A 23,369-nucleotide genomic window follows, 5' to 3' on the forward strand; every position below is an offset into this window, starting at 1 on the left:
TAAACAAACATATGGCAGAAGTGATCAATATATTGGTCACTTTTGTTATTTGTACTACATTTGTGCGATGCGTTTTTTTAAGATCATAGCGGTATTTATTGTGTTGCTGATCGGGGCTTATGCGGCTTCGATGTATTATTTTGTAGATGAAAGCAGGGATTTCCGGATAGAAAAGGAAATCGATTATCCTGTGGAAAAGGTTTTCAGCCAGTTTAATAACCTGCAGCATTTTACGCGCTGGAATAACTTCTTTACCCAGTCATCGTCCATTGATATTGATTATTATACGCCTTACGAAGGGCAGGGAAGCTCTATCAGTTACACGGATCCGAAAAACGAGACGGACGGTGAAATGTTTATCCGTTATGAAAACCCGAATAAAACACTGAGATATCAGCTTTTTGAAGACCGGAATGAAAGTCCTACTATGGTGGATGTTAAATTTAAACCACTATCTGCAGAAAAAACTAAAATTACATGGGTTGTTCATACGCCAAAACTGTCTATTTTAAAAAGAGTTGGAAATTTCTGGACAGAAGACCGGTTTGCTGAAAACATCGACAAAAGTATGATCAACCTGAAAAATGCTTTAGGTAATAAAGTTGAGAAAGACCATCAGATGGCTTCCATCAAATATGACAGCATCATGGTTGAAAACGAAGAGGAAAAACTGCTGCTTGGGATCAATGTCAGTACTTCCAATAAAAAAGATGCGCTTTATAAAAACATTGTAATGAATTATAATAAAATATATAATTACACCACGATGGATCTGGGTAAAAAAGATGATGAATTCGGTTTTCCGGTGCTGATTACTGATGCCGATAATTACAAAGATAAGGAAGTTTCTTATTTCCTTGGGGTTCCATTGTCTAAAAAGTTCGGAATAACGGATAACAATTTCAGTTTCAGAACCCAGAATGCTACTCAGAATTATATCATCTATTACAAAGGAAATTATAACGGAAGGGTGAAAGCCATACAGCAGTTAATCCAGAAGGCGAAAAAAGATGAAATGCGCTTTAATGACATTCGCCAGACTTTTATAGAACGCCCGGTAGAGGATCAGGATGTCAATATGAAACTCTCATTATCAGTATTTAAATAAATTCCCTGAAATAAATTTTTTATAGTTTTTTTAATAGTTTAAAGGCTGTTCTACCTCGGTTTTTTTTATTAAATTTGAAGATTAATTCTACTAACAAATTTTAATAACAGATAAACTGTAATAATGGACAGATTTTCATTCCTAAACGCAGCTCATTCTCAGTTAATTGAGGATTTATACCAACAGTATTTAAAGTTCCCGGACTCTTTAGAACCATCATGGAAGGCCTTTTTTCAGGGCTTTGATTTTGCGCTGGAGAACTACGGGGATGATGACAATATTCAGTATATTCAAACTTCCGCAGCTTCTGCACCTGCAGTACAGCAAATTTCCCAGGCAGCAGCCAACGGTGAAGTTCCGGAGCACATAAAAAAAGAGTTTAAGGTAGTCAACCTTATCGAAGCATACAGAACGAGAGGCCATTTATTCACTAAAACAAATCCTGTTAGAGAAAGAAGGCATTATACACCAACTTTGGATATCGAAAACTTCGGTCTGAGTAATGCGGATTTGCAGACAAAATTTAACTGTGCCGTTGAAACAGGGATGAAAGAACCTGCAACATTGCAGGATCTGATTAAACACCTTGAAAACATCTATTGTGATTCTATCGGTGTTGAATACATGCACATTAACAATGTTGAAGAAAAAGATTTTATTAAAAAATGGCTTCAGGTTAATGAAAACCATCCCAATCTTTCAGCAAACGAAAAAACCGAAATTTTATTAAAATTAAACCAGGCGGTAGCATTTGAAAATTATCTTCATACTAAATTTGTCGGCCAGAAAAGATTCTCACTGGAAGGAGGGGAAACATTGATTCCTGCATTGGATCAACTGATCTCGAAATCTTCTCAGCTGGGTGTTGATGAAGTGGTGTTAGGAATGGCACACAGAGGTAGATTAAATGTTTTATCCAACATTTTCGGTAAATCCTACAAACAGATTTTTTCTGAATTTGAAGGAAAAGAATTTGAAGAAGATGTATTTTCCGGTGACGTAAAATATCACTTAGGATCATCTAAAAAAGTGAAGACTGCCTCCGGGGAAGAAGTTTCTATCAATTTAACGCCGAACCCTTCTCATCTGGAAACGGTAGCTGCTCTTGTAGAAGGAATCTGCCGTGCAAAAGTGGATGATAAATATAAAGATTATTCTAAAGTTTTACCAATCATTATTCATGGTGACGGTGCATTGGCTGGCCAGGGCATCGCTTATGAAGTGGCTCAGATGATGACTTTGGAAGGATATAAAACGGGTGGTACAGTTCATATTGTTGTCAATAACCAGGTTTCATTTACCACCAATTATATGGATGCAAGGTCTTCTACGTATTGTACAGATGTTGCGAAAGTTACAGAATCTCCAGTAATGCATGTAAACGCTGATGATGCGGAAGCAGTAGTTCATGCTATGCATTTTGCTGCTGATTTCAGAGCGAAATTCGGTAAAGATGTGTATATCGACTTATTAGGATACAGAAAATATGGTCACAACGAAGGTGATGAACCAAGATTCACCCAGCCTAATTTATATAAACTGATTTCAAAGCATCCGAACCCAAGAGAAATTTATAAAGATAAATTATTAAAAGATAACATTACATCAAACGATGTCATTGCTAAAATGGAAGCTGATTTCAAAGGGCTTTTGGATAAAGACTTCGATGCTTCCAAAGAGATTGAGAAAAATGTAATGGACGTTTTCATGGCAGAAGACTGGACAAATTATCCGATTGCCAAAAAAGGAGCAGTTCAGGAAGCTGTTGACACTAAATACGATTTTACAAAGCTGAAAGAACTGGCTCTTAAAATGTCGACACTTCCTTCTGATAAAAAGTTCATCAATAAAATTACCAGACTTTTTGAAAACAGGATTAAAGCGATTGAAGGTAATTCATTAGACTGGGCTTTAGGAGAATGGTTAGCCTATGCTACGTTGCTTACCGAGGGTCACAACATAAGAATCTCTGGCGAAGATGTGGAAAGAGGAACTTTCTCTCACAGACATGCCGTAATAAAAACAGAAGATACCGAAGAAGAATATATCCCGTTAAGACATGTTTCTGAAAACAGGTTTGATATTTATAATTCCCACCTTTCCGAATATGGAGTATTAGGTTTTGACTATGGATATGCAATGGCTTCTCCGAATACACTGACGATATGGGAAGCTCAGTTCGGGGATTTCGTAAACGGTGCACAGATTATTGTTGACCAATACCTGGCCGCTGCAGAAGAAAAATGGAAAATTCAGGATGGATTGGTGATGCTGTTGCCTCACGGTTCAGAAGGTCAGGGAGCTGAGCACTCTTCAGCCAGACTGGAAAGATTCCTTACGCTTTGTGCCAATGAAAATATGGTAGTGGCAAATATTACTTCTCCTGCCAACTATTTCCATTTGTTGAGAAGACAATTGAAATGGCCATTCAGAAAGCCTTTAATTGTTATGAGCCCAAAATCATTATTAAGACATCCGAAAGTGGTTTCTCCGCTTGAAGATTTCTCAGAAAAAGGATTCCAGCCGATTTTAGACGATCCTGCTGCAGATCCTAAAAAAGTGGAAAAAGTAGTTCTTTGTTCTGGTAAACTGTACTTTGAGCTATTAGCTAAGAAAGAAGAACTGAATGCTGAAAATATCGCATTGGTAAGATTCGAACAGCTATATCCTCTTCAGTCTGATGCTATCCAGGCTATCTTTGATAAATATGAAAACAGAAAATCATTGGTATGGGCTCAGGAAGAACCTGAAAACATGGGGGCTTGGTCTTATATTCTCAGAAACTTCAGAGATACGGGAATCCAGGTCATAGCGCCTGTACCAAGCGGTGCTCCGGCCCCGGGAAGCCATAAAATGTTTGAGAAAAACCAGAATGCAGTAATCAACAGAGTATTTGACAGAGATGATGCTCCTGCAAAAAGACCTGTAACTGCTTAATTTTAAAATAATAATCAATAAAAAATAAAAAATACGATATGTCAGTTTTAGAAATGAAAGTTCCTTCACCGGGCGAATCAATTACAGAAGTTGAAATTGCAACCTGGCTTGTGAAAGATGGTGATTACGTAGAAAAAGATCAGCCCATCGCTGAAGTGGATTCAGATAAAGCGACGCTTGAACTGCCTGCTGAAGAAAGCGGTATTATTACTTTAAAAGCTGAAGAAGGAGATGTGGTACAGGTAGGACAAGTGGTTTGTTTAATTGATAGGGATGCTGCAAAACTTGCAGGTGATGCTCCTGCTGCCCCGGCGGCTGAAGCACCGAAAGTGGCTGAGCCTGCTAAACAGGAAGCTCCTAAGCCTGCTGCCACTCAAACCTATGCAACAGGTGCTCCGTCTCCTGCTGCTAAAAAGATTCTTGACGAAAAAGGGATTGACGCTTCTCAGGTTTCAGGATCAGGAAGAGACGGTAGAATTTCTAAATCTGATGCTGAACTGGCAGCAGTGCCTGCATTGGGAGGAAATCCTATTAGTGCTACCGGTTCAAGATCTACGACTACAACCAAACTTTCAGTTCTAAGAAGAAAGATTGCTCAGAGATTAGTCTCTGTAAAGAATGAAACAGCCATGTTAACAACTTTCAATGAAGTGGACATGTCCGAAATCTTCAGGCTGAGAAAACAATATAAAGAAGAATTTGCTCAGAAGCATGGAGTAGGACTTGGTTTCATGTCTTTCTTTACCAAAGCGGTTACCAGAGCATTACAGATGTATCCTGATGTAAATGCATCAATTGACGGAGACTTCAAAGTAAACTACGATTTCTGTGATATTTCCATTGCGGTTTCAGGTCCTAAGGGATTAATGGTTCCGGTATTGAGAAATGCTGAAAATATGTCTTTCCAGAGCGTTGAAGCCAACATTAAAGATCTTGCTGTAAAAGTAAGAGACGGAAAGATTACCGTTGATGAAATGACAGGCGGTACTTTTACCATTACAAACGGCGGTACTTTCGGTTCTATGATGTCTACACCGATTATTAATCCTCCTCAGTCTGCGATCCTGGGAATGCACAATATCATCCAGAGACCGGTTGCTGTTGATGGGCAGGTAGTTATCCGTCCGATGATGTATGTGGCCATGTCTTACGATCACAGAATTATCGATGGTAAAGAATCTGTAGGATTCCTTGTAGCGGTAAAAGAAGCTATTGATAACCCGGTTGCCATTTTAATGGGCGGAGATGAGAGAAAAGGGTTGGGTTTATAATTCACTCATTATCATATAAATTTTACAATCTCGCCTTCAAAAAGGCGAGATTTTTGTATCCCTTCTTATAAATACCAACATGATGTTCTCAAAAATAACTTCCAATATAAAAGTTTCAGTCATGCCTGAGTATGATAGTAAGAACAGTTATCCCTCTGAAAACCGGCACGTTTTCAAATATAATATTACCATTGAAAATGAAGGAGATTTTCCTATCAAAGTCCTCAAAAGGAAATGGCTGATTTTCGATGTAGGTTTTGGGTACACAGAAATTATCGGTGACGGAGTTATCGGCTTAACGCCTGAAATTGCCATTAATGAAAATTTTACCTATTTTTCGAATGTTATGCTGCGTTCAGGCGTAGGCAACATGAGTGGAAAATATCTTGTTAAAAATATGGAAACTCAGGAAAATTTCGAAATTGATATTCCTAAATTCAATCTGTTATCAGAGGTATTGAGCAATTAAAATTACATACATTTTATTGTAATTAAATTAAAGTTTTTTGATCTTTAATTTCATATAGTCAGAAACCTCTTCATTGCTGGTAAGAAGCAGTTTTTCAAAAGCCAGTAAAGATATTTTTGCACAAACTTCCGCATCATCTCCGGCCCTGTGATGATTGAATTTAATCTGATGATATTCTGCTAAATGTTTTAAGCCATATTTTGGCAGATAATTCCACGACTTTTTAGCAAGTTGGATGCTGCACATATAATTCATTTTTGGCGTAAACATTCCGTAATGGTTTAGGCAACCCCGCAATACTCCGGCATCAAAACCTGCATTGTGAGCAATCATAAGTGTCCCGTACATCATTTCTTCAACTTCATACCAGATTTCGTCGAAAGTAGGTGCATCTTTAACATCATCAGGAATGATTCCATGTACATCGACATTAAACGGACTGAAATAGGGAAAGCTCGGTGGCTTGATTAACCATGTTTTTGTTTCTACAATTTCAGAGTCCTGCACGATGCAGATTCCCAGCTCACAGGCTGAGTTTCTTTCATGCGTAGCGGTTTCAAAGTCTAATGCACAAAAATCCATTAATTTTTAAATGATATTAATTTAAATTAAACTATTTTGATCCTAAAAAGTGTTTAAAGATCAGCCATTTGGACTGATAAAATTTATCCTTCTGATGTTTCTGTCTGCGTTTCCATGTTCCTGCAGCCTGAATATAAAATGAATAATGTGCTCTGCCAAAAGCCCAAAAATGGGAAATACCGTATTTGTATCCAAAATAAACGGCAGCAAAACCATCCAGGCAAAGTCTTAAAAATATAATCCCCAAAAGTTTTGGAAACGGCAGGTTTTTCAGCATCATCGAAAGATTATTTCTGATATTCAGATAAGTCTTTTGAGCACTTTGTTTATTTAAAGTTCCGCCTCCTACATGATATACTTTTGATTTCCCTGTATAAAAGATTTTTCTTCCTGAATTAATTAATCTCCAGCAAAGATCGATCTCTTCCTGATGGGCGAAAAAACGTTCATCAAAACCATTCTGTGCCCAAAAATCTTCTGACCGGATAAATAAACAGCAGCCTGAAGCCCAAAAGATCTCCGTTTCATCATCATACTGGCCTTTGTCTTCTTCCACATCATCAAAAATCCTTCCTCTGCAGTATGGGTATCCAAGATTATCAATCAGTCCTCCGGCGGCCCCGGCAAACTCGAAATACTTTTTATCGTTGAAAGATAAAATTTTAGGTTGTACAGCAGCAACTGACAAATCTTTTTCAAATAGTTCCAAAACAGGATCAATCCAGTTTTCCGTAACTTCCACATCTGAATTCAGCAGACAGTAATACTGATTGTTTACATTTTTCAAGCCTTCGTTATAGCCGCCTGCAAAGCCGTAATTTTTATTGTTCAGGATAATTCTTACTGAAGGATAATTATCTTTTAAAAATTGAACAGAATCATCTGTAGAGCAGTTATCAATGACGTTGATATCTGCATTTTGAGAAAACCGGACCACATAAGGAAGAAACTTTTCAAGCCAGTTTTTCCCGTTCCAGTTTAAAATCACCACAGCTAATTTTTCGGACATGTGAAGTTATTTTTTTTCAGAATCAAAATTTTTAATAGAATCCTGGTATTTCCATTTTCTATGTGACCAGAGATAATTATCAGGGCGTTTGTGCAACGTATTCTCAAGCAGTTTATGGAATTTTTTAACCACCTCATGCTCAACAAATTTTTCTCCGTCAGGTTCAATCCTGTGATAATTTACCTGGTAAAAACCTCGTTTTACCTTTTTCATTTCACAATAAATAAAGGCAAGCTCCATTCTGGTGGCTAATTTATCATATCCTGTAAAGACAGGAGTTCTCTGGTTCAGAAATTCAAGTCCGTACGTAATATGAGAAAAATGGGGTGTCTGGTCAGCTACAAACATATAGGCTGCATTGCCGTCATTCTTTGATCTGAAAATATTGAGGATAACCTCATTGGCTTCAAGTGCCTCATTACCGAATTTATTCCTGATCATTTTCATTTGATTTTCCCAGAAATCATTGTTTACTTTTCTGTATACAGGATGGCTGTGTTCCTGCGGAGTAATTGTCGCCAGAGCATTCATCCATTCCCAGTTGAATACATGTCCTGCTAGCAGGATAATATTCTTACCTTCTGCCTTTGCCTGATGAAATGCTTCCTGGTTAATATGCTGCATCCTTACCCGGGCTTCTGTTTCTGAAATGGTAAAAGACTTAATGGTCTCTACCAGATAATCGGAGAAATTACGGTAAAATTTTTTTCTGATCCCGGCAATTTCTTTATCAGATTTCAGAGGGAATGAGTTCTTTAAATTTTGGGTAATTACTTCTTTTCTGTAACCAACCAAATAATAGTTTAAAAAGAATATAAGATCTGAAAAAACATACAGGATTTTCAGCGGTAATCTTGAAATTAAGTTTAATATTTTGATCAGTAAATTCATAAAACATGCAAATTTACGGATAATAAAATTATGGTTCTGTTTTTGCTGGCAATAAGTATTATTTTTTTATTTTTATACTATGAAAAAAATGGTGTTAACAGCTTTTCTGGGATTTAGTGCAATTGCTTTTTCTCAGCAGGTGAAAAATAATCCCGAAGTGCGGGAAACAGATAAAGCTTTGTTGGTACAAGCTGACCATGCAGAGCTGGAAGCAAAGAAAAAGGCTGCAGAAGAAAATTCAAAATTACCGAAGCCTTATAATCCGAAAGCAGATGCTGAAAAAGATCTTCAGAACCTGATTGCCAAAGCAAAAAAAGAAAAGAAGAATATTATGATTCAAGCCGGAGGAAACTGGTGTATCTGGTGTTTGCGATTCAATAATTTTGTACAGACAACTCCTGAGTTAAAGAAAATGGTGGACGATAATTATTTATATTATCATCTTAATTATTCCCCGGATAATAAGAATGAAAAGATTTTTGCTAAATATGGAAATCCGGGAGACAAATTCGGTTATCCAGTATTCATTGTTTTGGATAAAAATGGGAAAATGATTCATATTCAGAATAGTGAATTACTGGAAGAAGGAAAAGGATACAGTTTGGAAAAAGTAAAAGAATTTTTTAATCAGTGGACTCCAAAATCTTAAATATAAAACCGGATATTTTCCGGTTTTATTCTTTAAATCAATTTGATCAAATTGATTTAAAGAATAAATAACCATGATTTTCTCCCTCCGAATTAACTCATACGCATATTTCATGATGCATTCATGATGATTTAATGAACGATTTATATTTTTTCCTTTTTATTCAATTTTCTGAATTTAATGGGCTTAATTTTAATCTGGATAATTTATCAAATGAAAAAACAAAAACCCACTTCATATGAAATGGGTTTATATCTTGAGAAAATATCTTTGTCTTAAGCTTCTTCTTCAGTAGGTTTAGCTTCTTCTTTTTTAGGAGCAGGAACAGCTGCCGGAGCAGGAGGAGCATCAGATACAATATCGAATTCGAAATTGTATTCAACATTTCTGTGTAATCTGATATTAGCCGTAACTTTACCGGTTCTCTTGATGGTGTTTCCAGGAATCTTGATGTATTTTTTATCTACAGAAACACCTGCTTTTTCTAAAGCAGCAGCAAGGTCAGCATTGTTGATAGATCCGAATAATTTATCACCTGAACCTACTTTTGCAGGAATTGTGATTGAAGTTTTCTTCAATTGATCTACAATACCGTTAGCGGTTGCAACCAATTTAGCTTCCTCTTCTTTTCTTGATTCTAAAGTAGCTTCAAGAGCCGCTTTGTTTTTAGGAGTAGCTAAAAGTGCAAATCCCTGAGGGATAAGGAAGTTTCTTGCGTAACCAGGCTTAACGCTTACTGTGTCGAATTCAAGACCTAAGTTTTCTACGTCTTTTTTTAGGATAATTTCCATTGTTGTTGTCCTTTTTTAGATGTTAGATACCCGATATCAGATGTCAGGCTTAAACCTTATTTCTGAGATCTAATCTAAAATCAAGTTAGAATTTAATGATGTATTCAGCAACAAAAGAAGAGGTTTCCCTCTTCCTTTATTTATTTTGTTTTATTTCAATAAGTCAGCTACGTAAGGCATCAAAGCTAAATGTCTTGCTCTTTTGATTGCAGCAGAAACTTTTCTCTGGTACTTTAAAGAAGTTCCGGTATATCTTCTTGGTAAGATTTTACCTTGCTCATTTACGAACTGTAATAAGAAATCAGCATCTTTGTAATCAACGTGCTTAATTCCGTATTTTTTAAATCTACAATATTTCTTTTCAGATTTTGTATTGATATCAAGCGGAGTAAGGAATTTTACTTCTGATTCTCCTCCAGCTGAGGCTTGTTTAGCCATATCATCTATTGCCATGTCTTGTCTTTTTTAAATAGGGTTAATAATTAAGCTCTAGCTGCTTTTGCTTTTGTTCTTCTGGTCACAGCGTAGTCGATAGCGTGCTTGTCTAATTTTGTAGTCAGGTAACGGATTACTCTCTCGTCACGTTTGAATGCCAATTCAAGATCAGCTACTACAGAACCTTCACCTTTAAATTCGATTAAAGTGTAAAATCCGTTCTTTTTCAATTGGATAGGATACGCTAATTTTTTTAATCCCCAGTTTTCTTTGGCAACGATTTCGCAGTTCTTTTCTTTGATAAGATCTACAAATTTGTTCACTGCTTCCTCCACCTGAGCCTCAGATAGAACGGGAGTTAAAATGAAAACAGTTTCGTAATTGTTCATAATGTTAAATGAATTTGTTAATTATTTCGAGGTGCAAAAGTATTTAAATTATTTGTAATATGCAAGATATTGCAGAAGTTAATGAAGTATTATTGACAGGATGCAATATCAATTCTTGAAATAGTATTTATATTTTCTTTAAAAATTCAGCAATGATGAATGCGTTTTTTTCAGAAAGATCTTTAAGAAGTCCGAATAGCAAAATATCGTTTTTAATTTCCAGTCTGAAATCTTCATCCGGGAATTTTTTGATCAGCTCTTTTCTTTGAGTATCCAGAAAAGCTGCCACTTTGCATTTATCGCTTCCCAAAACATAAAAATCTTTAAAGTCATGATCTTTAAAATTAACATTAAAACGGCTGAATATGGCTGCAATTTTATCGGCCCATTTCTTTTTGTTGATGGAAATATAACCGAAATTTTCATTTAGCTTTTTCATTCCCCAGATTTGCAGGCTGTCGTATAAAGCCGTCGTACGAGCACCCTTTACTGTAGTGCCGATTTTGCTGACAATAAAAAGATAAAATGGGTTTTCCTTATTTTTATCCGTAATGAAATAACAAATTTTCGGGCTGAATAAAGATTTTTCTTCACCGGACTTAAAAGCCTGAAAAGGTGAATCTTCAATCCTAACAACCGAAATATCATACATTCCGAATAGTCTGTCATAAACATTAAAAATCAATTGTTCCTGTTCTTTGGAGAAATCAAAAAGTTTATCGGCATTCAATTTTCTGAAATCGAGTTCCATTCTATAAATCGTTTAGTTAAAGATAAAATTATTTCATCATCCCGCAAACAAAAAACCTCCGGATTTTCCGAAGGTTTTTATATTCTTAACCGGCAAATTATTCATTACCAATTACTCATTACTTATATTTCGGTATTCAGATCCCAGTTTTCAAGGTAATCGTGAACGTGTTTCAGCATCATTCCGCCTAAAGAACCGTCAACCACTCTGTGATCGTAAGAATGGGACATAAACATCAGATTTCTAATGGCAATTACATCACCGTCAGCCGTTTCAAGAACTGCAGGCTTTTTAACGATTGCTCCGATAGCCAGAATCGCAACCTGAGGCTGAGGGATAATTGGTGTTCCCATCAGGTTTCCGAAACTTCCCACATTGGAAATCGTATACGTTGCACCCTGCGTATCTTCAGGTCTCAGTTTTTTATTTCTTGCTCTGTATGCTAAATCGTTGATCGCTTTTGCCAATCCCGAAAGAGACAGCTGATCTGCATTTTTAATCACAGGAACAATTAAGTTTCCATCTGGTAAAGCAGTTGCCATACCGATATTGATATTCTTCTTTTTTATGATATTGTCCCCGTTGATAGAAACATTGATCATAGGGAAGTCTTGGATTGCTTTTACGACAGCTTTTACGAAAATCGGCATAAAGGTAAGCTTTTCACCGTCACGTTTCTCAAAAAGTGCTTTGTTTTTATTTCTCCATTTTACAACGTTGGTTACATCCGTTTCAATAAAAGAAGTAACATGTGGGGCCGTCTGCTTCGCTTTTACCATGTTTTCGGCAATGATTTTTCTCATTCTGTCCATCGGAATGATTTCATCACCGGCTGAAGCCGTAATTGTAGCAGCAGGAGCCGCAGTTGCCACTGACTGTACGGCAGGAGCTGACGGTTGTGCCGGAGCAGCTTGTGGAGCAGGCTGGCTTCCTCGGTTTCCAACGTACGCCAAAATATCTTCTTTGGTTATTCTTCCTTCCAAACCGCTTCCCTTAACGGATTTAAGTTCAGATTCAGAAATGTTTTCCTGTTGTGCAATTGATTTTACGAGAGGAGACAGATATAAATCTCCGGAAAATTCCTGCGTTGAAACAGCTGATTGCAGCGGCTGTTCAATCGTATTTAAGATTTCTGCAGCAGGAGCTTCTGCTTTTACCTCTTCAGAAGCAGCATTTCCGCCTTCTCCTTCAATTTCTAAAATAGCAATAGCTTCACCTACCTTGGCAACTTCGTCTTTCTGTTTCAGGATCTTTACGATTTTCCCGGAAACCGGTGTCGGAACATCTGAATCTACCTTGTCAGTTGCAATTTCCACTACGGAATCATCTTCTTTAACATCATCACCTTCGTTGAACAACCAAGTGATAATCGTCGCCTCCATAACGCCTTCACCCATGGAAGGAAGCAATAATTTGTACTCTGCCATTTTTAATTTTTAGATTTTGACAAATATATAAAAAAAAACGATTTTTTTATGAAATATTAAAAGTTAGAAAAATTCAATGTAAATATTTTCTCCAACGTTAAGGCCGAACAAAGTTTTGGCGCCGTTTTTTTTACTGCCTTTGTAAATCGTTAGCTCCAAAAGCTGACTGTCATTGAAAATTGCAGCAGACTGCCCGTGGAATTCCGTTTCCCTTTCCCAGTCGGAAACCACTTCCGTATGGCTGCTGAATACCTTTGAGAGGGCAAGGTTCCTGAATTTTATAGTGAAATTTTCATATCCTTTCCCAATGGTTTCAAATAAATCCTTATTGATATTTGAGATTATATTTCCGAAATTATCAATGTACATCACTTCACCGATGATCATTTTTTCAGAATCATTATACACGGGCTTTGGAAACAGGAGCTGCTTTGCAGTATCAATTTTCCGGCCGATAACTTCCGGGAGCCCGCCATTGGCAAGATGCACGGCAGCAGGAACAAGAACATCGGTTGATGTAAAATTAACAATATCATCAAATCTGTTATTCAGGGTTATTTCATAAATCGCTTCCGGTTTAATGTCAAAAAAGACCAGGCTTACCAGCCCGTTATCGGCAGCGATAAAGTAATGTCCATCTGCTCTGCAGACAATATTTTTCCTGGATTTGTGGTGAAAACTGTCAACAGAAAGAATGTGGATGGTGCCTTTCGGAAAATGTTTGTAGGCATTTCTTACGATATAAGAAGTCTGTACAAGATTGAATGCCTGGATTTCATGGCTGACATCAACGATAGTAACATCCTGATTCAGAGAAAGGATGCTGCCCTTTACAGCGGCAACTCTGTAATCCAAATTTCCGAAATCTGAAGTTAGCGTAATGATTGACATTGATTATTCTTGAATAATAGAAGTGCAAATTTATCTAAAATAAAAAGAAAGCCGGGAAGATTGTGGAAAAGAATTTGATATAAATTTCAAAAAAAGCTTTAAATTTAAAATCTAAATTAATAAATACTGCATGTTCGAATTAACATATGATTTGGAAGATATTGACGCAAAAATCTTCTATGGAGTTAATAACCAATATTTCAATGTCATCAAATCTACTTTCCCGACACTTAAGATTACAGGAAGGGATCATTATATTTTTGCCATGGGCAATCAGGAGGCTCTTGATATCTTTAAGAAAAAGCTTGATGATATCGTAGGCTATATCTCAAAGAACAATTCTATCGGACTGAAAGATGTTGAAAACATTCTCAATATAAAAGATGAAAATGAGAAACAGCTGGTTTTTGATCAGGATATTATTGTAAAAGGTGTTAACGGGAAAATTATCAAGGCGAAAACCACCAATCTGAAAAAGCTGGTAAAAGAAACAGAGAAGAAAGATATGGTTTTTGCAATAGGCCCTGCGGGAACAGGAAAGACATATACCAGTGTAGCATTAGCCGCAAGAGCACTGCGCGATAAATCAGTAAAAAGAATTGTTTTAACGAGACCAGCTGTGGAAGCAGGAGAGAGCCTGGGATTTCTGCCGGGTGATCTCAAAGAAAAGCTGGATCCGTATTTACAGCCTTTGTATGATGCCTTACGTGATATGATTCCTCACGAAAAATTAGAGGGATTTATTGAGAAAAAAATTATTGAAGTGGCACCGTTGGCTTTTATGAGAGGAAGAACGCTGGACGATGCCTTTGTTATCCTTGATGAAGCACAAAATACAACCCATTCCCAGATGAAAATGTTTTTAACCAGAATGGGAATGAATGCCAAATTCATCATTACTGGTGACCCCAGCCAGGTCGATTTGCCGCCAAAACAGCAGTCCGGGTTAAAAGAAGCTATGAGAATCCTGAAAGATGTAAAAGAAATCGGGTTTGTACATCTTACCGAAGAAGATGTGGTACGGCATCCCGTGGTACGGAAAATTATTCTGGCTTATAACAGTGAAGATAAGAAGCAGAAAAACGAGTAGCCCGATTATAACGTCAAAATAAAAATGGAGAATAATAGTATTCTTCATTTTTGTTTGATACCATGAAATGTCATTTGATTTTCATATTTGAAAAAAAATGTTATTTTTGCCTTCGAATTAATTAAAAAACTATTAAACATGAAGAAAATATTACTTCTGGCAGCGGTTGCTGTAATGGGAATGAGTTTAAAAGCTCAGGAATTCAGGTTTGGACCAAAAGCCGGATATTCTTATTCAACCGTTAAACTTAAAGATAATTCCAATTCAGAAACTTCTGATCCTGTACATACGTTTTATATTGGCGGAATGGCTGAATATAAAATCAGTGATAAATTCGGATTACAGGGAGAGGTATTGTATTCTCCACTTGGTGGGAAGCTAAGCATTACTGAATCTGACCCGGATGATGTTAATACATTTTTAAATGTAAAAGCAAAACAGACTTATCATACTTTATTGGTTCCTATTTCAGCCAAATACTTTATTACAGAAGGCTTATCGGTTTCTGCCGGAGCAAGTTTCGGAGTTATTCTTTCTGCAAAGCAAAAACTTTCTGCCGATTTAGGCTTAGGAGGAATTATTCCGGGATTTGAGCTTGAAGGGAACGATGAGAGAGATATTAAAGACCAGATGAATACCTTAAATATTGCTCCTTTCCTTGGTGCTGAATATATGTTGGAAAACGGATTGTTCTTTGATGTAAGATACAATATGGGAGTGTCTAACCTGTCCAAGGATCCTGTTAACGGAGAGAAAGTGACCAACAGTTTTGCACAGATCGGTGTAGGATTTAAGTTTGGGAATAATTAAAAGTAATTTATCCAAAAAAACTAAGCGGTACAAAATTTGTATCGCTTTTTTGTTGTATATCATGATACCACATTTTATTTAATTTTTTGAATATATAAACGTATTAAAATGAAAAAATTACTATTATTAGGTGCTTTTGCACTTTTAGGAGGTGTTGCGCAGGCACAAGAAGGATTCAGATTGGGAGGCCATATCGGTGCTCCGCTGGGTGATGCTTCAGATGCGGCAAGCGTTACGTTAGGTATAGATGCCGCTTATATGTGGAATATTACCAAAGGTCTGGACATCGGTGCAACCACAGGATATTCGCATTTTTTCGGGAAAGACAGGTTTGAAGATTTTGGTTTTGTGCCTATTGCAGCATCAGGAAAATACACGTTTGCTAAAATTCCTCTGTTTGTAGGCCTGGACCTCGGAGCAGCAATTTCTACCAAAAATTATATCAACAGCGGTTTATATGTAGCACCAAGGGTAGGTTATCAGATGAAAAAGGCAGAATTATATATAGGCTTCCAAAATGTAAGCAGCAAATATAAGAATCGTGACTTTTACTGGGATCGTAATGACCGGTTTAGCTTCGGCGCAATCAACTTTGGCGCTAATTTCTTCTTAAATTAAGATTTTTAAAAATCAACTATATTTAACTCCGATTGAAAAATTGGAGTTTTTTTATTCAAAATTTTGTGAAAACGGTAAGAACTCTTATTTAATAATTTTTTTAGTCGGAAATTGCTAATAATTTTCACTGATATTAATCACATTAACAAATTGTAATACTACCACGGCATCAGAGTAAATTTGTTCTCAGAAAGTATTAAATTTTTAATAAAATGAAAAAAGTATTATTAGCAGGTGCTGTTGCACTATTCGGTTTATCTAATGCTCAAATTGCTAAAGGAACAGCGTATTTGTCAGGTTCTGTTCAATATTCTCAAGTAGAGAAAAATAATGGTAATAATAAAACAGAAAAATTCAATGTTTTACCAACTGTAGGGTATTTCGTAGGAACAAACTTAGCAGTAGGTTTAGGAATTGGATATCAAACTGAAAAAGTTACTAATATTAATACAACTTTACTTCCAAGTACTACAATAGTATCTACTAACGAAACTAAAACACCGGCTTTTGTTGTTGCTCCTTTTGTAAGAAAATATTGGACTTTAGGAGATAAATTATACATCTTTGGACAATTAGCAGTGCCAATGGAGTTTGGGAAAACTGAAGTTGAAAACAGTACTGTTGCTACATCAGGTTCTACAACTTCTACAACAACAAATTCTACTGAAGCTAAATACACTCAAGTTGGTGTTACTGTAAAACCAGGTTTAGATTATTTCTTAAACAAAAACTGGTCTATTGAAGCTACAATCGGAGAATTTGGTTATAGCAATTATAAGCCAAAAGAAGGTGATGCAACTAACAATTATAACTTCGGCTTAAACTTATCTTCTGTAACATTCGGAGTTAAGTATGTATTTGCCAAATAATAAACAAAGCATATCAAGCAAGAAAGCCCTCAGTTCATGACTCTGGGCTTTTTTGCTTACTATAAATTAAACTAAGATCATGAAAAAACTAATATTTGCCATTTTGACTGTACTTTTCAGTCTTTCAAATGCTCAGATTAACAGAGGAACTATCTATGTGTCCGGACAGTTGAATTATTCTAAGGAAGAAAATAAAGAAAATCTACATTATAATGAACAAAATTTCCAGATAATTCCTACGGTAGGTGTATTTGTTGCACCCAACTTAGTTCTGGGAACGGGTTTAGGATATAAGTATAGCAAACGGGATTACTTTCAGACCTATAACAATGAGTCCTTTTTTACTACTATCGATTATACAGGAAAAACCAATACTATTGTAATAGCTCCTTTTGTTAGAAAATACTGGAATCTTTCAGATAATCTGTATATTTTCGGGCAGCTTGAAGTGCCAATGGAATTCGGTAAACTTAATCAGGAGGCTGATGTATTAAATGTTTCTGAGATGTATGGGATTTATGATCTGCAAAAACTTTCGATTGAAAGAAAATACACTTCCATCGGAATACATATAAAGCCCGGCTTTGATTATTTTCTGAATAAAAACTGGTCGCTAGAGGCTACGTTAGGCGAGTTTGGATATAAGGAAATAAAATATAAAGATGTAGATGATGATTATAGCAGGAACTATAATTTCGGGTTAAACCTTTCTTCTGTAACTTTCGGAGTAAAGTATATTCTTGCCAAATAAATTAAGATTGAAATTATTTAAATAAATAACTATGAAAAAATTATTAGCAGTAGCAGGTGTGGTAGCACTATTCGGATTTTCTAATGCTCAAATGACTAAAGGCGACTGGGTAATCAGTGGAAATACAGGGATTGGCTTCAACAGTATGAATACCAATACAAAAGTAAACGGAACAAAATATGACGAAACTAAAGTAAGTTCATTTTCTGTTACTCCGTCTGTCGGATATTTTGTTATTGATGGATTGGCAGTAGGAATTGATTTAGGCTTCAACAGCAGTACAACTAAACAAAATAAAAATAAGGTTACAGTTTCTTCATTCTCTGTTATGCCGACGGCCACTTATTATTTTCAGACGGGCAGCAAATTTATCCCGTTTTTAGGAGCAGGTATCGGATACTCTACAAACAAAGTAAAATATAACTTTGGTGATCTTATTGTTGATCCTATTCTTTTAGCGGATGCCGAATCAACAACAGATGGTTTAGCCTGGAAAGCAAAAGGAGGCATTACGTATATGGCAACTCAGTCTTTAGGGATTAACCTGGGGCTTGGATTTGATCAGTTTTCCAACAAAGAAACGTATTCGGGAATTGATTACAAAACGACCAGAAGTAATTTTGGTGTTAGCGTAGGGTTCTCTTATTTTATCAAAAGTAAAGCTGAGAAATCTGATAAATAAGCAATTATTTTTAGAAAAAATAAATCCGGCTCATTTTATATAAGCCGGATTTTATATTACCTATTAAAGTATTATTATTAAAACCATTCTTTCTGGTTATGAACATAGGTTCTGTCGAATTCTTCATCAGATTTGGTCAGGTAAATAATTCCTTCAATAAATCCGACAATCCCGACAATCCCACAGCTTACCAAACCTAAAATCAATTGGATGACTGCAGTCTTTGTATATCCCAGATAGAACTTATGAATTGCAAAAGTTCCCAGCAATATCCCTAATATCCCGGCAACTACTTTTTTTTCTGATCTATAAGGCTGGAGGTAATTGCCCTGTTTTTCATTAATTTCCATATTGTAATTTTTTAGTGTTTAATTGATGTTTATTTCCCGAACATTCCGCCCATTCCAGGCATATTCGGCATTTTGCTCATCATCTGCATCATCTGTTTTCCCTGAGGTCCCTGCATCATTTTCATCATTTTTCCCATTTGGTCAAACTGTTTCATCAATGCATTGACATCTTCAATTTTTCTTCCTGCCCCTTTGGCAATCCTGTTTTTTCTCTGGGTATTGATAATGGAAGGTCTTCTTCTTTCGTCAGGAGTCATGGAATGGATGATTGCTTCAATATGTTTAAAGGCATCATCACTGATTTCCACGTCTTTGATCGCTTTTCCCACACCCGGAATCATCCCCATCAGATCCTTCATATTACCCATCTTTTTAATCTGGTTGATCTGTTTAAGGAAATCATCAAAACCGAATTCGTTTTTAGCGATTTTTTTGTGAAGCTTTTTAGCCTCTTCTTCGTCAAACTGCTCCTGGGCTCTTTCTACCAGGGAAACAACGTCCCCCATTCCTAAGATCCTGTCTGCCATCCTTTCCGGATAGAAAAGGTCCAAAGCTTCCATTTTTTCACCAGTGGAAATAAATTTAATCGGCTTTTCAACAACAGAACGGATCGTCAGGGCAGCTCCACCTCGCGTATCACCGTCTAATTTTGTCAGCACAACACCGTCAAAATTTAAGGTATCGTTAAAGGCTTTTGCGGTATTCACGGCATCCTGACCTGTCATGGAATCCACAACGAATAAAGTTTCATTCGGTTTAATCACAGAGTGAACGGTTTTGATTTCGTTCATCATCTGCTCATCAACTGCAAGACGGCCTGCTGTATCTACGATCACCACATCGTGGCCATTTGACTTTGCAAAATTAATGGCATTTTCAGCAATCGCAGCAGGATCTTTAGAATCTTCTTCAGTAAAAACAGGAACTCCGATCTGCCCTCCCAAAACTTTTAGCTGGTCAATTGCAGCAGGACGGTATACGTCACAGGCTACCAATAAAGGTTTTTTAGTTCTTTTTGTTTTTAAATAATGAGCCAGTTTCCCTGAAAAAGTTGTTTTCCCGGAACCCTGAAGTCCCGCAATGAGGATCACAGAGGGTTTTCCTGAAAGATTAATACCTTCCTGGGAACCTCCCATCAGATCTACCAGTTCGTCGTGAACAATTTTCGTCATCAGCTGTCCCGGAGTCAGCGAAGTCAGAACATCCTGTCCCAACGCTTTATCCTGAACCCTTTTCGTAAGATCTTTGGCCACTTTATAATTAACATCGGCATCCACCAATGCTCTACGAATCTCTTTTACGGTTTCCGCAACATTGATTTCCGTGATTTTTCCTCTTCCGGAAATATTGTGAAGCGCCTTGTCTAATTTATCCTGTAAGCTATTAAACATATGTATTGTAAATTATAAGTGTGCAAAAATAAGGAATTTTTAGAATATCTGAGTCTTCTATACGTAATAATATATAGTAGGAAAAGATTAATCGGATGATAAAAATCAAATGATGCCGTAATCCGATATAAAAAGTATATTTTTGTGACACTTAAAATAAGCCTAATGGATGTTAGGCAGAATAAATAAAACATATGAAAGTTAATCCGAATATTTTAGTCACTCTACTGTTCTTTTTGACATTTCTTATCCATTTCTCTCTATGGAAATTTGTTTTTCATCTGGATGAAATGGTGATTGTGAGGTTTTATCTTTTTCTGAGCATCATGTTTATGATAATGATTACTTTGGTTATTTTAATACATAAAACAGTTCCTCAGTTTTTAGGTATGTCTTTAATAGGTCTGATTCTTTTAAAATTCGGTTTAATGTATCTGATCAGGAAAAAGCTGAATTTTGAATTGATTCCGGGTTATAAATTCCACTTTATCATTCCGTATTTTGTGTTGACGACACTTCTTACTTATTATGCAATCAGGCTTATCAATCATGATAAAAAACAGTAAAATTATTTATTGAAACTAGAAAAAAAATTATATTTTTGCACAACGAAAAAAACCTATCAATGTTTAAGAAATTCGCAGTTTTATTCTACAGTATTTTTGTATTAAGTTTAGTCTCTGCACAACATGGTGAAGCAACAGCTGAAGCCGTTCCTGCTAAAGAGCTTTCAGAGAAAGACAAAGTAACTAAAGAAAACAAGGAGTTCATCGATCATCACTTGTTGGATGCACACGATTTTACATTGATGGTGGATAAAGAAGGTCATCACATCGGTTTTCCGCTTCCTGTTATTTTTTATGATAACGGTTTTCATTCTTTCATGAGCAGCAAGGAAGGTTTTATGCATGGAGAACCAACGAAAGTTGATGGAAATTTCTACAAGCTTCATCACGAAAAAATTTATAAAACGGATGCTAACGGAACATTGAATTTAGGTAAAGACGGACATCCTACCAATGAGAAACCGCTGGATCTTTCTATTACGAAAAGTGTTCTTATCATCTTAATAACATCGATTTTTATGTTGTTATTGTTTACAGGAATGGCAAGATCTTATAAAAAATCTCAGGTTCCTACCGGAGTAGCAAGATTTTTAGAGCCTTTGGTTATTTTCGTAAGAGATGAAGTAGCAATTCCAAACATCGGTCATAAGTATAAAAGATTCATGGGGTATTTGTTAACGGTATTCTTCTTTATCTTATTTTTGAACGTATTAGGATTAATGCCTTTCGGAATTAATGTTACCGGTAATATTACTATGACATTTTTCCTGGCAATCCTTACTTACTTAATCACAACATTCTCTGCTAATAAAGATTATTGGAAGCATATCTTCTGGATGCCTGGAGTACCAGTTCCAATGAAGTTTATTATGTTGCCTATTGAATTGTTAGGGACTATTACGAAACCTTTTGCATTAATGATTCGTCTTTTCGCTAACATGACAGCAGGACACATTGTTGTAATGACTTTGATCGGTTCCATTTATATCTTTAATAACTGGATCGCTGGAGTAGCATTTCCGTTCTTAACATTGGTAATTTATTTACTTGAGGTATTGGTAGCATTCTTACAGGCATATATCTTTACCATGTTGTCCGCTTTGTTTATCGGAATGGCAGTAGAAGAACATGAACATGAACATCATTCAGCTCATTAATTAGATTCGAATTTAGAATATTAATAAAACAATTTTTTAAAATTATATATTATGGAAATCCCTAGAATTATTGGTGCAGGTCTTATCGTACTTGGTGTAGGTATCGGTCTTGGTAAAATCGGAGCTGCTGCTCTTGAAGCTATCGCTAGACAGCCTGAGCAATCTGGAAAAATCCAAACTGCTATGCTTATTGCAGCTGCACTAGTTGAAGGTGTTGCATTTGCTGCGTTATTCGCATCATAAGCCAAACAAAAAGACATTGTTGTAGCGGTTGGCTGCAACAATGTTAATTTTAAAAAAAAGTAATAATTATTTATACATTTATATAATGGAATTAATTCACCAGTTTTCATCAGGATTATTTATTATCCAAACGATTATTTTTCTAGCATTGTTATTTTTGTTAGGTAAATTTGCTTGGAAGCCTATTTTAAACTCTATTAATGAAAGAGAAACTTCTATTGTTGACGCGCTTAATCAGGCTACTTTGGCAAGAAAAGAAATGGAAACATTAAAAGAGGATAACGAAAGAATTATCCGTGAAGCTAAAATCGAAAGAGACGCGATCCTTAAAGAAGCAAGAGAAATCAAAGATAGAATTGTAGGTGAAGCTAAAGATACTGCTAAAGCGGAAGGAGATAAATTAATCGAAGCGGCTAAGCAAACCATCAATGCTGAGAAAAATGCTGCCATGGCAGATATCAAAACTCAGATCGGTGTTTTATCGGTGAACATTGCAGAGTCTATCTTAAAGCAAAAATTAGATAACAGCGAAGCGCAAAACGAATTAGTTCAAAATTACCTAAATAAATCTAACCTTAACTAAGAATGCTTACATCTAAAGTAGCTAAAAGATACGCTCAGGGTTTGCTTGATTTCACTAATGAATCAGGTCAGACATCTGCTGTATTTTCTGAAATGAAAGACGTAGTGAAGTTAATGTCCCAGTCTCCTGATCTGAACAAATTCTTCATGACGCCATACATTGACAGCAAAAAGAAAGTAGAGGTAGCAAAAGAGATATTTAAAAGTTTATCGGCTTCTTCACAGAACCTGATTACTTTAGTGATCAAACAGGGCCGTGAAAGCCAGCTGAAAAATATTGCTCAGGAATTCATCAACAAAGTAGAGGACATTAACGGCGTACAGAGAATAACTCTTACGACAGCTACTCAGCTTTCCAAAGAAAACCTGGATCAGATCCTGAAATCTACCAATCTTATAAAAGAAGGGGCGAACTTTGATCTTAACGTAAGTGTAAAGCCTGAAATTTTGGGCGGATACATTTTAAGAGTAGGTGACCAGCAGGTAGATGCTTCCGTAAAATCCAAGCTTAATAATATTAAAAAAGATTTTCATTTAAATTAATCTTAGACATAGATGAAAGGTTTTATCCGGCTTTGTATAATTTAAAAATGCTGCATAATCTGAAATACCTTTTATAATATTATTTTAGGAAGATAAAAATTATTTAAAAAAGAAAAA

Annotated in this window: 27 protein-coding genes; 16 read left to right on the forward strand and 11 right to left on the reverse strand. The window is 36.1% G+C overall.

The features are described 5' to 3' along the window. Positions 1-67: 67 nt before the first annotated feature. The 4 genes from MKJ01_RS09490 (at position 68) to apaG (ending at position 5,785) form a co-directional block, all read left to right on the forward strand. Entirely contained in the window at positions 68-1,108 is a 1,041-nt protein-coding gene (locus MKJ01_RS09490; RefSeq protein WP_241613533.1) for an SRPBCC domain-containing protein, read from the forward strand. A gap of 123 nt (positions 1,109-1,231) precedes the next feature. Continuing rightward, positions 1,232-4,045 (forward strand): 2-oxoglutarate dehydrogenase E1 component, encoded by a 2,814-nt coding sequence (locus MKJ01_RS09495; RefSeq protein WP_241613530.1) that lies wholly within the window; start codon positions 1,232-1,234, stop codon positions 4,043-4,045. A 38-nt stretch (positions 4,046-4,083) separates the two neighbouring features. Further along, positions 4,084-5,316, forward strand: coding sequence for a 2-oxoglutarate dehydrogenase complex dihydrolipoyllysine-residue succinyltransferase (gene odhB / locus MKJ01_RS09500; protein WP_241613528.1), 1,233 nt, complete (start codon positions 4,084-4,086; stop codon positions 5,314-5,316). Between the two features lie 82 nt (positions 5,317-5,398). Beyond that, positions 5,399-5,785 (forward strand): Co2+/Mg2+ efflux protein ApaG, encoded by a 387-nt coding sequence (gene apaG, locus MKJ01_RS09505; protein WP_302850482.1) that lies wholly within the window; start codon positions 5,399-5,401, stop codon positions 5,783-5,785. 27 nt (positions 5,786-5,812) lie between these two features. Here apaG and MKJ01_RS09510 read toward each other — a convergent pair whose 3' ends face one another. From MKJ01_RS09510 to MKJ01_RS09520, 3 genes are read right to left on the reverse strand one after another with little or no spacing between them, the layout of a single operon-like run. Further along, positions 5,813-6,367, reverse strand: coding sequence for a 3'-5' exonuclease (locus tag MKJ01_RS09510; protein ID WP_241613524.1), 555 nt, complete (start codon positions 6,365-6,367; stop codon positions 5,813-5,815). 31 nt (positions 6,368-6,398) lie between these two features. Continuing rightward, on the reverse strand, positions 6,399-7,376 hold the full coding sequence (locus MKJ01_RS09515; RefSeq protein WP_241613523.1) for a glycosyltransferase family 2 protein: 978 nt from the start codon (positions 7,374-7,376) through the stop codon (positions 6,399-6,401). 6 nt (positions 7,377-7,382) lie between these two features. After that, on the reverse strand, positions 7,383-8,267 hold the full coding sequence (locus tag MKJ01_RS09520) for a lysophospholipid acyltransferase family protein (RefSeq protein WP_241613521.1): 885 nt from the start codon (positions 8,265-8,267) through the stop codon (positions 7,383-7,385). Positions 8,268-8,346: 79 nt separating this feature from the next. On the opposite strand from MKJ01_RS09520, the gene MKJ01_RS09525 reads away from it, so the two are divergent. Continuing rightward, complete coding sequence (locus MKJ01_RS09525; protein WP_241632584.1) at positions 8,347-8,916, forward strand: thioredoxin family protein; 570 nt, start codon at positions 8,347-8,349, stop codon at positions 8,914-8,916. Positions 8,917-9,191: 275 nt separating this feature from the next. Here the strand turns inward: MKJ01_RS09525 and rplI are convergent, their stop codons facing one another. From rplI to MKJ01_RS09555, 6 genes are all read right to left on the reverse strand, one after another. Continuing rightward, on the reverse strand, positions 9,192-9,707 hold the full coding sequence (gene rplI, locus MKJ01_RS09530; protein ID WP_241613517.1) for a 50S ribosomal protein L9: 516 nt from the start codon (positions 9,705-9,707) through the stop codon (positions 9,192-9,194). Between the two features lie 150 nt (positions 9,708-9,857). Continuing rightward, the gene (rpsR, locus tag MKJ01_RS09535; RefSeq protein WP_056215709.1) at positions 9,858-10,160 is read right to left on the reverse strand and encodes a 30S ribosomal protein S18; all 303 of its coding nucleotides are present in this window, start codon (positions 10,158-10,160) and stop codon (positions 9,858-9,860) included. 29 nt (positions 10,161-10,189) lie between these two features. Beyond that, positions 10,190-10,531, reverse strand: coding sequence for a 30S ribosomal protein S6 (gene rpsF / locus MKJ01_RS09540; RefSeq protein ID WP_241613515.1), 342 nt, complete (start codon positions 10,529-10,531; stop codon positions 10,190-10,192). 127 nt (positions 10,532-10,658) lie between these two features. Continuing rightward, entirely contained in the window at positions 10,659-11,282 is a 624-nt protein-coding gene (locus MKJ01_RS09545) for a hypothetical protein (protein ID WP_241613514.1), read from the reverse strand. A gap of 122 nt (positions 11,283-11,404) precedes the next feature. Further along, the gene (locus MKJ01_RS09550; protein ID WP_241613513.1) at positions 11,405-12,709 is read right to left on the reverse strand and encodes a dihydrolipoamide acetyltransferase family protein; all 1,305 of its coding nucleotides are present in this window, start codon (positions 12,707-12,709) and stop codon (positions 11,405-11,407) included. 63 nt (positions 12,710-12,772) lie between these two features. After that, positions 12,773-13,600, reverse strand: coding sequence for an S-adenosyl-l-methionine hydroxide adenosyltransferase family protein (locus MKJ01_RS09555; RefSeq protein WP_241613512.1), 828 nt, complete (start codon positions 13,598-13,600; stop codon positions 12,773-12,775). Between the two features lie 130 nt (positions 13,601-13,730). On the opposite strand from MKJ01_RS09555, the gene MKJ01_RS09560 reads away from it, so the two are divergent. From MKJ01_RS09560 to MKJ01_RS09585, 6 genes are all read left to right on the forward strand, one after another. Next, positions 13,731-14,690, forward strand: a complete 960-nt coding sequence (locus MKJ01_RS09560) for a PhoH family protein (RefSeq protein WP_241613511.1) — start codon at positions 13,731-13,733, stop codon at positions 14,688-14,690. A gap of 138 nt (positions 14,691-14,828) precedes the next feature. After that, complete coding sequence (locus MKJ01_RS09565; RefSeq protein WP_241613510.1) at positions 14,829-15,500, forward strand: porin family protein; 672 nt, start codon at positions 14,829-14,831, stop codon at positions 15,498-15,500. Positions 15,501-15,608: 108 nt separating this feature from the next. Next, positions 15,609-16,118 carry a hypothetical protein gene (locus MKJ01_RS09570; protein WP_241613509.1) on the forward strand — a complete coding sequence of 170 codons (510 nt, stop codon included), beginning with the start codon at positions 15,609-15,611 and terminating at the stop codon, positions 16,116-16,118. Positions 16,119-16,330: 212 nt separating this feature from the next. Next, positions 16,331-16,987 carry an outer membrane beta-barrel protein gene (locus MKJ01_RS09575; protein WP_241613508.1) on the forward strand — a complete coding sequence of 219 codons (657 nt, stop codon included), beginning with the start codon at positions 16,331-16,333 and terminating at the stop codon, positions 16,985-16,987. Between the two features lie 79 nt (positions 16,988-17,066). Next, on the forward strand, positions 17,067-17,738 hold the full coding sequence (locus MKJ01_RS09580) for an outer membrane protein (protein ID WP_241613507.1): 672 nt from the start codon (positions 17,067-17,069) through the stop codon (positions 17,736-17,738). A gap of 31 nt (positions 17,739-17,769) precedes the next feature. Continuing rightward, positions 17,770-18,420 carry an OmpW family outer membrane protein gene (locus MKJ01_RS09585; protein WP_241613505.1) on the forward strand — a complete coding sequence of 217 codons (651 nt, stop codon included), beginning with the start codon at positions 17,770-17,772 and terminating at the stop codon, positions 18,418-18,420. A 77-nt stretch (positions 18,421-18,497) separates the two neighbouring features. Here the strand turns inward: MKJ01_RS09585 and MKJ01_RS09590 are convergent, their stop codons facing one another. Both MKJ01_RS09590 and ffh read right to left on the reverse strand, forming a co-directional pair. Further along, positions 18,498-18,770, reverse strand: coding sequence for a TM2 domain-containing protein (locus tag MKJ01_RS09590; protein ID WP_241613503.1), 273 nt, complete (start codon positions 18,768-18,770; stop codon positions 18,498-18,500). A 29-nt stretch (positions 18,771-18,799) separates the two neighbouring features. Beyond that, entirely contained in the window at positions 18,800-20,161 is a 1,362-nt protein-coding gene (gene ffh, locus MKJ01_RS09595) for a signal recognition particle protein (RefSeq protein ID WP_241613500.1), read from the reverse strand. Positions 20,162-20,355: 194 nt separating this feature from the next. Between ffh and MKJ01_RS09600 the strand changes: the two genes are divergently transcribed. The 5 genes from MKJ01_RS09600 to atpH all read left to right on the forward strand — a co-directional run bounded on the left by MKJ01_RS09600 (position 20,356) and on the right by atpH (position 23,252). Then, a complete protein-coding gene (locus MKJ01_RS09600) occupies positions 20,356-20,727 on the forward strand; it encodes a hypothetical protein (protein WP_241613498.1) in 372 nt (123 codons plus the stop codon). A gap of 59 nt (positions 20,728-20,786) precedes the next feature. Continuing rightward, positions 20,787-21,884 carry a F0F1 ATP synthase subunit A gene (atpB, locus tag MKJ01_RS09605; RefSeq protein ID WP_241613497.1) on the forward strand — a complete coding sequence of 366 codons (1,098 nt, stop codon included), beginning with the start codon at positions 20,787-20,789 and terminating at the stop codon, positions 21,882-21,884. Positions 21,885-21,935: 51 nt separating this feature from the next. After that, positions 21,936-22,127: an ATP synthase F0 subunit C gene (atpE, locus tag MKJ01_RS09610; RefSeq protein ID WP_027384648.1), complete on the forward strand. Its 192-nt coding sequence runs from the start codon at positions 21,936-21,938 to the stop codon at positions 22,125-22,127. Positions 22,128-22,212: 85 nt separating this feature from the next. Further along, positions 22,213-22,710 carry a F0F1 ATP synthase subunit B gene (locus MKJ01_RS09615; RefSeq protein WP_241613496.1) on the forward strand — a complete coding sequence of 166 codons (498 nt, stop codon included), beginning with the start codon at positions 22,213-22,215 and terminating at the stop codon, positions 22,708-22,710. A 2-nt stretch (positions 22,711-22,712) separates the two neighbouring features. Further along, the gene (gene atpH, locus MKJ01_RS09620) at positions 22,713-23,252 is read left to right on the forward strand and encodes an ATP synthase F1 subunit delta (protein WP_241613495.1); all 540 of its coding nucleotides are present in this window, start codon (positions 22,713-22,715) and stop codon (positions 23,250-23,252) included. Positions 23,253-23,369 lie beyond the last annotated feature (117 nt).

The organism is Chryseobacterium sp. SSA4.19 (assembly GCF_022601875.1).
GTDB lineage: Bacteria > Bacteroidota > Bacteroidia > Flavobacteriales > Weeksellaceae > Chryseobacterium.